11 protein-coding genes and 1 pseudogene are annotated in these 10,877 nt (G+C 42.1%); 6 read left to right on the forward strand and 6 right to left on the reverse strand.

The genetic code is table 11. From position 1 onward, the window contains the following. Positions 1-126: 126 nt before the first annotated feature. Complete coding sequence (gene yihA / locus EI162_RS11815; protein WP_225735358.1) at positions 127-897, reverse strand: ribosome biogenesis GTP-binding protein YihA/YsxC; 771 nt, start codon at positions 895-897, stop codon at positions 127-129. Positions 898-1,306: 409 nt separating this feature from the next. Between yihA and EI162_RS11820 the strand changes: the two genes are divergently transcribed. The 4 genes from EI162_RS11820 to EI162_RS11835 all read left to right on the forward strand — a co-directional run bounded on the left by EI162_RS11820 (position 1,307) and on the right by EI162_RS11835 (position 4,405). Further along, positions 1,307-1,654 carry a c-type cytochrome gene (locus EI162_RS11820; protein WP_192524540.1) on the forward strand — a complete coding sequence of 116 codons (348 nt, stop codon included), beginning with the start codon at positions 1,307-1,309 and terminating at the stop codon, positions 1,652-1,654. Between the two features lie 322 nt (positions 1,655-1,976). Further along, entirely contained in the window at positions 1,977-2,645 is a 669-nt protein-coding gene (locus tag EI162_RS11825) for a c-type cytochrome (protein WP_192524541.1), read from the forward strand. A 246-nt stretch (positions 2,646-2,891) separates the two neighbouring features. Continuing rightward, positions 2,892-4,034, forward strand: a complete 1,143-nt coding sequence (locus EI162_RS11830) for a hypothetical protein (RefSeq protein ID WP_192524542.1) — start codon at positions 2,892-2,894, stop codon at positions 4,032-4,034. Next, positions 3,953-4,405: an RnfH family protein gene (locus EI162_RS11835; RefSeq protein WP_225735357.1), complete on the forward strand. Its 453-nt coding sequence runs from the start codon at positions 3,953-3,955 to the stop codon at positions 4,403-4,405. The genes EI162_RS11830 and EI162_RS11835 overlap by 82 nt, the downstream gene beginning before the upstream one ends. A 47-nt stretch (positions 4,406-4,452) precedes the next feature. Here EI162_RS11835 and EI162_RS11840 read toward each other — a convergent pair whose 3' ends face one another. Beyond that, on the reverse strand, positions 4,453-4,872 hold the full coding sequence (locus tag EI162_RS11840; protein WP_192524543.1) for an outer membrane protein assembly factor BamE: 420 nt from the start codon (positions 4,870-4,872) through the stop codon (positions 4,453-4,455). Positions 4,873-5,198: 326 nt separating this feature from the next. Between EI162_RS11840 and fur the strand changes: the two genes are divergently transcribed. Continuing rightward, positions 5,199-5,633, forward strand: a complete 435-nt coding sequence (fur, locus tag EI162_RS11845; RefSeq protein WP_192524544.1) for a ferric iron uptake transcriptional regulator — start codon at positions 5,199-5,201, stop codon at positions 5,631-5,633. A gap of 136 nt (positions 5,634-5,769) precedes the next feature. Here the strand turns inward: fur and EI162_RS11850 are convergent. Together EI162_RS11850 and EI162_RS11855 are read right to left on the reverse strand one after the other, a co-directional pair. Next, positions 5,770-6,891, reverse strand: a pseudogene (locus tag EI162_RS11850) (PilT/PilU family type 4a pilus ATPase). Positions 6,892-6,982: 91 nt separating this feature from the next. Beyond that, positions 6,983-8,038, reverse strand: a complete 1,056-nt coding sequence (locus EI162_RS11855; RefSeq protein ID WP_192524545.1) for a type IV pilus twitching motility protein PilT — start codon at positions 8,036-8,038, stop codon at positions 6,983-6,985. A 337-nt stretch (positions 8,039-8,375) separates the two neighbouring features. On the opposite strand from EI162_RS11855, the gene EI162_RS11860 reads away from it, so the two are divergent. Beyond that, entirely contained in the window at positions 8,376-9,104 is a 729-nt protein-coding gene (locus EI162_RS11860; RefSeq protein WP_192524546.1) for a YggS family pyridoxal phosphate-dependent enzyme, read from the forward strand. Positions 9,105-9,192: 88 nt separating this feature from the next. Here EI162_RS11860 and EI162_RS11865 read toward each other — a convergent pair whose 3' ends face one another. Both EI162_RS11865 and EI162_RS11870 read right to left on the reverse strand, forming a co-directional pair. After that, positions 9,193-10,470, reverse strand: coding sequence for a hemolysin family protein (locus tag EI162_RS11865; protein ID WP_192524547.1), 1,278 nt, complete (start codon positions 10,468-10,470; stop codon positions 9,193-9,195). A gap of 128 nt (positions 10,471-10,598) precedes the next feature. Continuing rightward, on the reverse strand, positions 10,599-10,877 hold a 279-nt coding region (locus EI162_RS11870), incomplete at its 5' end, for an IS30 family transposase (protein ID WP_192524548.1).

A 10,877-nucleotide genomic window follows, 5' to 3' on the forward strand; every position in this document is an offset into this window, starting at 1 on the left:
CCAAGGTTGGATGGAAAATGACTTATCTAAATTGTTTTATGATATTCATCCAAATTATAACTCTTTTGTAGTGCAGTGACTATATTAGAGATAAACCCTTTTTTTAGATTTTAGGATAACTTGAACTTATTCCGTGTCTTTTTGGTTGTCCGCTTTAGATTCAAAGTCTACGGATTTGCCATCTTCTCCTTGAACTTCATCAAACTCTACGAGATTTGACTCAACGATTTTTTCATCATTAAGTTGATATTCGTACCAGTTGCCCATGACCCCTGCCAATTCATCAAGACCTTCTTTTCTTAAGGCAGAAAATAATTGAATGGTACAGTCTAAGCCTATTTCTTTGAGTCTCTTGCGGGTGTTAAGCAAAGCGTTTTTAGACGCGCCATATTTTAGCTTATCTGCTTTAGTTAGCAAAATATGTACTGGCAGTTCACCATCTTTTGCCCAATGTAGCATTTGCTCGTCAAAAAACTTTAGCGGATGACGAATATCGGTCATCAGTACCAAACCTGCCAAGCTTGTACGTGATACCAAGTATTCTTCTAATTCTACTTGCCATTCTTTTTTCATCTCAAGCGGCACGGCAGCATAGCCGTAGCCTGGTAAATCAACCAATCGTCTGTTGCTATCGCCCACACTGAAAAAGTTAATCATCTGCGTACGCCCAGGAGTTTTGGACGAGCGTGCCAGTTGACGCTGGTTGGTCAAGGCATTGATAGCCGAAGATTTACCCGCGTTTGAACGCCCTGCAAAAGCAACCTCTAACCCCATATCAGCTGGGCAAAGGCGAAAAGTAGGTGCGGACATCAAAAATTCAGTTTGTTGAATCTTTTGACGGGATTTGGTATTAAACAATGTATGTTCGGCGGCGACATCAGTAAACGGGGTACTCATAAATGGCTCATTAATCTTCAAAAAATTGGATATGATCGTAAAACTTTAGTTAGCTGATGGCTAAGGTAAGACATCAAATAAAAAGAGCGTAAAGGGTTATTTGTTATAACGATAAGCGTCGACTACTGACAACAATAACCGTTTTAAATTATCGACTATTCTATACTATTAATAGCCTTAGTTATTGAAATAACTGCGATTGGTAGCATATAAATGGTAAGGCGATGCTAAAATCAATGCAGATTTGGTACAAATAATTTGCCTGATCAAAACGGGTTACCAAAGCCGAACTCGATTTATCTATATTTATATGACATATATTGTTACAATATTTGTTAAGACAGTTTTAATGATACACGTTTAATAGAAAGAGTGATTAAACGAATGAAACATCAAAAGGAGGTGTTCTATGTCTTCAATCACCACACTTTTTAGCCAAACCTACCGTATGATGATTGGTGGCGGTACTGCATTACTGTTAGCGCTATTCTTAAATAGTGCCATGATAAGCAGCGCAGGTGCTGCTAATATCGCAACCACTTATGATAACTCATGTGCGACCTGTCACGATAGTGGCGCGTTAAATGCCATCAAAAAAGGCGATAGTGCTAAATGGCAGCAGCTGATAAAGCAAAAAGGTATGCCAGCATTAATCAAGTCAGTTAAAGGTGGTATGATTCAAATGCCTGCCGGCGGACTTTGTGACAACTGTAGTGATGATGACTACGGAAAATTAATCGAATACATGAGCAAATAGTGGGCTTAATCATCAAGTTAAACCCTAAAAAATAAAGCGCTCGGTTTTATAACTTTTATGCGCTTTTTGTTTTTTAGTTACTATCCTAGCGTGTGTCGTTAGAAAAACTGCTGGATGTAACGATTAAGTAGGCAAATACTACAAAGTCTTGCTATAATAATCGAAAATAAACCCTGATGTTAGTAAGTACTTTCAGACTGTTTGTGTCCAAGACCTTAAAATATATGCCTACCTCGCTAATAGTAGTACGGTTTATATCAGGTATCTTAGCAGTACAATCACTCTAAATAATGCTTACGCCGAGCTAGTAGGATTTGTATCAATGAAAAAGTTAATCGCTGCTGCCAGCTTATGCGTTGCAAGTTTCAGCGTACAAGCTGCTATTATTGTTCCTGAACATGATGTCAATGCTGGTAAGCAAGTTGCAGAAACCGTTTGTGCTGCCTGTCATGGTGTTGATGGTGTAAGCGTTGTCCCTGCGCAGCCTAATTTGGGCGGCCAAAACGTAAAATACCTTTATAAACAAATGGTCGAGTTTAAGTCGGGTTACCGTAAAAACGGTATCATGCAATCGCAAGTTGCCAATTTATCTCAGCAAGATATGGCTAATGTGGCAGGCTACTATGCAAGCCAAGCGCCTTGGGGTGTTGGTTTCGGTAATCCTGCGACCAACCAAGAAGCCACTAAACTATTCTTAGGTGGTGATAAATCACGTGGTGTCATTGGCTGTGCGGGTTGTCATGGTCCAGATGCCGCGGGTAATACTTGGGCAGCGTTTCCACGTTTAGGTGGGCAGCATGCTGAATATATTGCCACCCAGCTAAAACTATTCCGTGCGGCGGGTCGTGTTGATGACATCGATAGCGATGATCAAAAACGAGTCAATGACGCGGCGAAAGAAGGCGAGATGGGCATGATGCAGACCGTCGCATCGAAGCTATCGGATCGTGATATTCGTATCTTGTCAGACTACGTCAGCGCTATTCATTAATTTTCAGTCATCAGCGCACATACGTGATGCGTACGTCGCTATAAAAATCAATGTGCGCTCGATTGACTGTATATCTATCATTATCTAGCTATTAAACCCCGATTTCGGGGTTTTTTTTATAACTTTTTATCCCATATATTGTAGATATAATATAGACATAATAATAAAGCCATGCAGAAGTGCCTATCATCGCCCTGTATAGTTATAAGTTATTGTTATTCACCTTAGATCGTTTGGATTTAGATTATGATGATCCGTTATGCTTCTTATTTTATCGCGGCACTGCTACCGTTGCTATTGTTTCGTTGGTTTGCACCTGCGTCCATTGGCGAGATTGACTTTTGGTTACTCTGGCTGTTAGCGATGGTATTGGTCTCACTGCCAGTCGTCTATGCAGAGATTGCGTTGGCCTATCGTAGTGTTGACGCACCATTGGCAGGCATGCAAAAGCTCACTCGTGAAGCAGATGCCAGCCCAATATGGCGTAGCTTCGGTTGGTTGGCGGCACTAGTCTCTATTGTCATTGCCGCATTAGTCATATCTGGTGCCAGCACTGGTATCTTAGCGGCATTGACTGAGCTCAATAGCGCCCCTGCTGTGCCAAGCTTCGCTGTCGCTGCAGGCTTGATGGTTATTGCGGTATTATTAAGCTTACTTGGCGTTGCACCCTTACCGATTGGACTGGGGCTGATGGTTATTGGTCTTGTACTGGGTGTCGCAAATGGCTTGCCCAATATTAACTTTGCCATGACTGACATCAGTTTAAGTGAATGGGCGCGTGCAGTGGCACTAGCGCTAGTCAGTGTTGGCGCAGGCACAGGCTTATACTGGTTTGGTCAAAACCTAGTGACCAAGCAAGGGCTCACCGCGGTAGATGCCAACAATTATAATGCACAAAAGCCAGCTCACAAACGTGCAGCCAATGACTATCGCGCAACCAAATTGGTACTGCCGATTTGGATACTGCAGTTATTGGTTGGGGTCGTGGCTTTGTTTATCAGTGGTATGGCATTGCCGCCAATCGGGCAGTTGCTGTATTGGACAGGTGTGCTATTTGTGGTCAGTTATTTGCTACATTATAGTACGCAACAATTAGCGCATAAATTTGGACTGTTAGTAAGCTTGGTGATAACTTTGGTGTTAGCACTGGCATTGGTCGTGGTCATACCAACGACTTGGCTGGTCGGCATCTTGGTCATCATTAGCAGCCTAACGGTGTTATTGTTATCCATCTTTGCCGGTTGGCAGATGAAAATAAGTCACCTGCGTAAGTCGTTGAACTTTGGTAATGAGGCTCTTTATAACTTATGGCGGATAGCGATTCGTTTAATCGTGCCATTGGCATTGTTATTAGCGCTGATAGGTTGGGTGATGCAGTGGTTGAGCTAAGAGAAAGTGTCGATACAGTTGATAGCAACAGTGCTGCATCGCCGTTAGAGTCAGCTCGTTTGATGACGGTATATTTGGCGTACGCCGAGGATGCACAGCGCCAGCATTATTTAGCTTTACAAGTCAGCCGTGAGACCAGTCTATATGAGGCGCTGATGCAGGCAGGATGGTTGGCAAAATTTGTAGCGTTAGCAACTTGGTGTGAGCAGGTAGCAGATGTTGCCACACCAACGGCTAAACGTTGGCATGTCGGTATCTATGCACAAAAACAGCCGCTTAGCTATCGCTTGCAGCCCTTTGACCGTATTGAGGTATATCGCAGCTTAAGCGCTGATCCAATGTCTCAGCGCAAGAATAAATCTCGAGGTTAAACAGTTAATTATTAAATTTAGTTATTAAATCTAGTTGACTGTCTTAACTAAGAAACAGGCAGGCTATCTATACCTTCAATACGATTGACCACACCGTTATCATCAAAATAAACAATCAAATGCTGACTGGCATTTTTGACATCTGCAATACCTTTGCGGCTACCTTCTGTACCCGCTTTATAATCATAAATATAATCCCAGCGCTTAGGCTCAAGGGTGTCTTTAATCGCTGGGCTACCAAGGATATAAAGTACTTGGTTTTGATTCATACCCACTTGCAGTTTTTGCGCTTGCGTTTGAGTAATCGCAGTACCTTGTGGCAAATCGATTTTATAAACACTCAATAATGAGCAGCCGGACATAGCAACAGCAGCGCTCAGCATGCTGGTCATAGCAATCTTGCGTAATACGCTGGTACGGCTCAACGGACGAAAAGTTAATGTCTTTATCATGGTAAGATGGCTCATTAGAAATAAATTAGGTGCAGCCAAAGTTGGTTGGTGCTCGTCTGGCCGACAATCTTGGACAAATGATACGTCATTTACTTGCAATTTCCTACCACTTACGACATTATTTACCAAACACTACCCGAGCGATTTTATTATTTATATTTTAAATTCATAGACTTGCATTGCGATTGTCGGGGAAATAACAAATTGAAAATTTACTTAGCATAAAGCAATTTGTTGTTCTTAAGATATTTTATATTCGATAAAAAATAATCATTAGCGATTATCTATTTCATATTTTCGGTTCTTTATTTGCTAAGACTGTCACAGTCAGAAGGGATATTATGGCTTCTTTTACCAATCAAGATTTACGTAAAGCAGGGTTGAAGGTCACGTTACCTCGTATCAAGATTTTGGAGCTGCTGGAAAGTGCAGAGCTGCATCATATGAGTGCAGAGGAGGTGTATAAAGCGCTGATCGAACAAGGTGAAGATGTGGGTCTAGCGACTGTCTACCGAGTACTTACGCAGTTTGAACAAGCGGGTATCGTCGAGCGCCACAACTTCGAAAATAACTTATCGGTGTTTGAGATTACCCAAGAAGAGCATCACGACCATCTGGTTTGTGATAACTGCGGTAAAATTGTAGAATTCCACAATGAATCTATCGAGGAACAACAGATCAAAGTCGCAGAAGAGCATGGCTTTAAACTATCAGGTCATTCGCTGGTGCTATACGGTATTTGTGATGATCAAGAGTGTAAGGATAGTGTTAAATAATCTGTTATAGCAGTGACGTATAAAATAGAAAAAAGCCCTCATATCAATAATGAGGGCTTTTTTTGTGCTCAACGACTGGTCATTGTTTCTTATTGTCTCGTAAAATTTTAGGGCATGAATAAAAAAATAGTAATGCTTAATTGATATCTAACGATAAGTTATCGGCACCTTCATCGAGATTGACTGTGCTATTTTTACTGCTAAGCTTGATTTTGAGGCGTAAATCATTAGGAGAATCAGCATGGAGAATTGCCTCTTTATAGGTGATTTCTCCTTGCTCATATAGGTCAAACAGTGCTTGGTCAAAGGTTTGCATGCCGCTATCACGTGAGCGCGTCATGACCTCTTTAATCTCATGAATCTCACCTTTACGAATGTAATCACTGATCAGCTATGAGTTTAATAGAATCTCAATAGCGGCACGGCGCCCTTTACCGTCGGGAGTGGGGATAAGCTGCTGGGCGATGATGGCTTGCAGGTTAAGTGATAAATCCATAAATAACTGATTATGACGACTGGTCTCAAAAAAATGAATAATACGGTCAATCGCTTGGTTGGCATTGTTGGCGTGTAAAGTTGCAAATACCAAATGCCCTGTCTCAGCATATTGGATAGCGTAGCTCATGACTTCACGATTACGAATCTCGCCAATCAAGATAACGTCAGGCGCTTGGCGTAAGGTGTTTTTTAGCCCTGCTTCAAATGAATGAGTATCGATACCGACTTCACGCTGAGTGATAATACAGCCACGATGCTGATGCACAAACTCGATGGGGTCTTCGATAGTGATAATATGCCCATGGGAGTTTTGATTACGGTGTCCTATCATGGCAGCAAGGGTGGTTGACTTACCAGTGCCTGTGGCACCAACCAATAAAATGATACCGCGTTTTTTCATTGCCAGCTCTTTTAGTGCGGGCGGCAGACGCAGCTCCTCGACCGTTGGGATTTTGTTCTCGATTTTTCGTAAAATCATCCCCGCCATATCGCGCTGTATAAAAGCACTGACCCGAAAACGTGCCTGCTGTGCTTCATCAGCAATGGCAAATTGACATTCGTTGGTCTCTTCAAATTCTTTTTTCTGGCTTGGCGTCATTACCCCTTTAACCAATTTCATGGTTTGCTCAGCGGTCAAAGGCGTTTTACCCACAGGCAGAATTTTACCATTCACTTTCATGGAGGGCGCTACATCAGCAGTAATAAAAAGGTCAGAGCCGTTTTTATTGATCATTAACTGCAATAGTTTATCAATGTCCATAACGTACCTGTGTTCGATGTAAATCGATTAAAAAAATATCTAAACTCATGTTTTGGTGTTCACTTACCACTATCAATACAAATAAATAACGCTACAAAAATGCTTCTGGTTGTTTGGCATAAGGACGGGCCACGTCTTTACTAATAGTGCCTTTTGCCACTAAGTTTTTGAGTGTTTGATCGAGGGTAATCATTCCGTCGCCTGCGCCTGTTTGGATAGCAGAGTACATTTGGGCGATTTTATTCTCACGTATCAAGTTACGGATGGCAGGCGTGCCGAGCATGATTTCATGGGCTGCAATACGACCACCTGTTTGACGACGCAACAGAGTTTGTGAGATAACGGCCTGTAATGATTCTGATAGCATTGCCCGAATCATGTCTTTTTCTGCGGCGGGGAATACATCGATGACGCGGTCAATGGTTTTAGCGGCTGAGCTGGTGTGTAGGGTGCCGAACACTAAGTGTCCAGTCTCCGCGGCGGTCAAGGCTAAGCGAATGGTTTCAAGGTCACGTAGCTCACCAACCAAAATCACATCGGGATCCTCACGTAGTGCAGAACGTAGCGCAGGCTCGAAGCCTAAAGTATCTCGGTGAACTTCACGCTGGTTAATCAGGCTCTTTTTAGAATCGTGAACAAATTCAATCGGGTCTTCAATGGTTAAAATATGTTCTTTACGGCTTTCATTAATATAATCAATCATGGCCGCCAGTGTCGTTGACTTACCTGAACCTGTGGGGCCCGTGACCAATACCACGCCACGCTTAAAGTCTGAAACGCGTTTGAACACATCGCCCATTCCTAAGTCCTCCATGGTCAAGACTTTAGAAGGAATAGTACGGAATACAGCGCCAGCTCCCCGGTTTTGGTTAAAGGCGTTTACCCGAAAACGTGCTAGATTGGGAATCTCAAAAGAGAAATCTGTTTCAAAGAACTCTTCAAAGTCAGCGCGTTGCTTGTCATTCATGATGTCATAAATAAGCTGATGTACCACTTGGTGGGTCATCTCTGGCATATTGATCCGGGTCATTTCACCATCGACACGTATCATCGCTGGCATACCGGCTGAAATATGTAAATCTGATGCTTTATGCTTAACGGTAAAGCGCAGTAAGTCTTCGATGCTTAAATTATTTTTTTCAGCCATAATCAGATATTCCTATCAATTAATAAGAGTAAGACAAGAGAGTACAAAAGCACGTGGTAGACTATCAATAAATAACAGTGTTTGAATCAATCACTTTAAAGAATTAGGATACGCCCTAACCAAATTACAGTCTTTACCATTACTATTAACTTCAGTAGCATATGTTAAACGATGTAACAATATCATAACAAGACTATCGACATTTAACCATCAACTCCGTTAAGAAAATGCAAGTATTAAGTGTCTAATCATTTTTTAATCAAAGTATCGGTCAAGTTACTAAAAAATCTTAAAAACTTTTAAAAGTCACTGAATACATTATCCTTGTGAGTCATATATGAAAGATATCAAAAATAGCAAAAACCATGTGGATAGCCAAAACTTAATTGATAATTGGCAACAAGTAAATGAGCAAGTAGCGCAGGCTTGTGAGCATGCTGAAAAACAAGCAGAAAGCGTTACTTTATTAGCAGTTTCTAAAACCAAACCTGCTGACATGATCGCCATTTTAGCGCAGCAAGGGCAGCGCCACTTTGGTGAAAATTATCTACAAGAAGCCATCGAAAAAATTACCACTCTAAAAGAGCAGTCTGAAGGCGAGGCGATTGTTTGGCATTATATTGGTAGTATCCAGCGCAATAAAACCCGCGATATTGCGGAGCATTTCGATTGGGTACAAACGGTTGAGCGTGACATTATTGCCAAGCGCTTAAACGATCAACGACCCGCTGAGATGCCGCCGTTAAACGTATTGATTCAAGTCAATATCGATGACGAAGACAGCAAATCCGGCTGTCTGCCCACACAGCTTCCAGAGTTGATAACCGTTGTCAAAGGTTATGAGCGTTTAACACTACGCGGCTTGATGATTATTCCAGCCAAAGCCGATACCGATGCTTTTGAGCGTACCAAGCAGTTATTTGACGATATCAAACATGCGCATCCTGAGCTGAATGGCTGGGACACACTAAGTATGGGTATGAGTGGAGATATGGGTGAGGCGATAGTCAACGGCTCGACGATGGTGCGCGTTGGTACTGCCATATTTGGTGCGCGGGCGTTATGATATTTGCTTGCCTTCTATTTAGGGTATGCCCTAGTAATCAGTCTAATATCAAGGTTACGGGTCAAATGCAGCGTTTCAAATACAGTAGTTATTCATTAATTTCTTCAAATTTTGTGACCAATAACTGCGTAATTTTAAGATTGTCGGTGGCGATAATCTCAAATCGGTAATTGGCATACTCGATAGTGTCTGTCTTTTTAGGGATTTTGCGCAGCATATACATCATAAAGCCACTAAGAGTCTCATAGTTTTGACTGCGTGGCAGATTGACAATATCTAAAGCGCGCACTACATCCTCAATAGGAGTCATCCCTTCGATGAGCCACGAGTTATCAGTACGTTGGACGATAGGCTGCTCCTCTAACGTCACAAGCTCGCCCATGACAATACTCATCACATCTTTAAGAGTAATGACCCCGACCACCAAGCCATACTCATTGACGATGACCGCAAAGTCAGACCCTGTCGATTTAAACATCTCTAACACTTCGAATAAAGACAAGGTATCAGGCACGAAGAGAGCGGGCTTGAGCAAAGCTTTGTCTCTTAGGCTGACCTGTTGCTGATTAAGCACTAAAGCTAAAAAGCTGCGTGACTCTACATAACCAATGATGTGTTCTAAATCATCGTCATGACAGACCAAAAACTTATTATGTGGCTGGTCAATCATAATTTGTACGACGGCTTCAGTACTCGTTTTGGTGTCAAAATAAACGATATGTTCGCGTGGGTTCATCACTGAGGTGACGGTACGCTCCTGCATATCGAAGATGTTGGCTATTAAATGATGTTCTTGCTTTTTGAGCACGCCAGCTTCAGCACCCGCATCCATGACGGCATAAATATCTTCTGGCGTCATATCGTCTTGACGTACAGTTGAGATACCCAACAATTCAAAGATGACGTTTGCTGCCCCATCAAATATCCAGATAACGGGTTTGAATATGAAAATCAACAGCATCATTGGTCGTACGAGGCGTATAGCGATAGTCTCAGTGTTGGACATTGCCAGCCGTCTGGGCATCAAATCGGCGAGTAAAGAGAATAAGCTGGTAATCAAAACGAAGGATATAACCGATGACACTGCTTCATTATTAACCAAAAGCTGTAAGTAGGGGCTAATTGCCGACTCACCCACGGCACCCGCTGAAATAGCGACCGCGTTTAAAACTACTTGCACAACAGTGATAAAGCTACCAGGGTGCTCTTGCATTTTAAGGACATCAAATGCTCGAACATCGCCTTCTTTTGCGATGATTTGCAGCTTAATTTTGCGCGCTGCTGCGATTGCAATCTCGGCAGCGGATACAAAGGCGCTTAAGGCCAGCAATAAAAGGAGAAAGATACTAGCGGTTAGCAAACTCATGACATACTCGGTAAAAAAGGCATCGATTGAAAATAGTAATAATTGATTGGCGTGCAAACAGACACGGTATTTATAAAATACTTTGATTTTTATCTATAGAAACTTAGATTAACACACCAAGTGCAACGCTAAATTATATTATAGAACGCCTGCATAGGCGTTTTAAACCCTAATCGTTTTCTTGGTCTGTTGTTTAGTTTATTCTCAATGTCCTGTATCTCATTATCAGAGACTTGTCTAAAGTCACAACCCTTAGGCAAGAACTCTCTGATTAAGCCGTTAGTATTCTCGTTGGTTCCTCGCTGCCATGACGCATAAGCATCGGCAAAGAAGAAGGAAGTAAAGAGCTTTCGTTTCACCTTCTTATGCTGAGCAAACTCTTTACCATTGTCAGAGGTAATGGTCTT

It is taken from the genome of Psychrobacter sp. FME6, assembly GCF_014861365.1.
Taxonomy (GTDB): Bacteria; Pseudomonadota; Gammaproteobacteria; order Pseudomonadales; family Moraxellaceae; genus Psychrobacter.

Excerpts from the sequence above, each read along its gene's own strand:
- EI162_RS11855 (WP_192524545.1), bottom strand. The coding sequence starts at position 8,038 with ATGGCTGAAAAAAATAATTTAAGCATCGAAGACTTACTGCGCTTTACC.
- EI162_RS11820 (WP_192524540.1), top strand. The coding sequence starts at position 1,307 with ATGTCTTCAATCACCACACTTTTTAGCCAAACCTACCGTATGATGATT.
- yihA (WP_225735358.1), bottom strand. The coding sequence starts at position 897 with ATGAGTACCCCGTTTACTGATGTCGCCGCCGAACATACATTGTTTAAT.
- EI162_RS11860 (WP_192524546.1), top strand. The coding sequence starts at position 8,376 with ATGAAAGATATCAAAAATAGCAAAAACCATGTGGATAGCCAAAACTTA.
- EI162_RS11830 (WP_192524542.1), top strand. The coding sequence starts at position 2,892 with ATGATGATCCGTTATGCTTCTTATTTTATCGCGGCACTGCTACCGTTG.
- EI162_RS11840 (WP_192524543.1), bottom strand. The coding sequence starts at position 4,872 with ATGAGCCATCTTACCATGATAAAGACATTAACTTTTCGTCCGTTGAGC.
- EI162_RS11865 (WP_192524547.1), bottom strand. The coding sequence starts at position 10,470 with ATGAGTTTGCTAACCGCTAGTATCTTTCTCCTTTTATTGCTGGCCTTA.
- EI162_RS11825 (WP_192524541.1), top strand. The coding sequence starts at position 1,977 with ATGAAAAAGTTAATCGCTGCTGCCAGCTTATGCGTTGCAAGTTTCAGC.
- fur (WP_192524544.1), top strand. The coding sequence starts at position 5,199 with ATGGCTTCTTTTACCAATCAAGATTTACGTAAAGCAGGGTTGAAGGTC.
- EI162_RS11835 (WP_225735357.1), top strand. The coding sequence starts at position 3,953 with ATGGCGGATAGCGATTCGTTTAATCGTGCCATTGGCATTGTTATTAGC.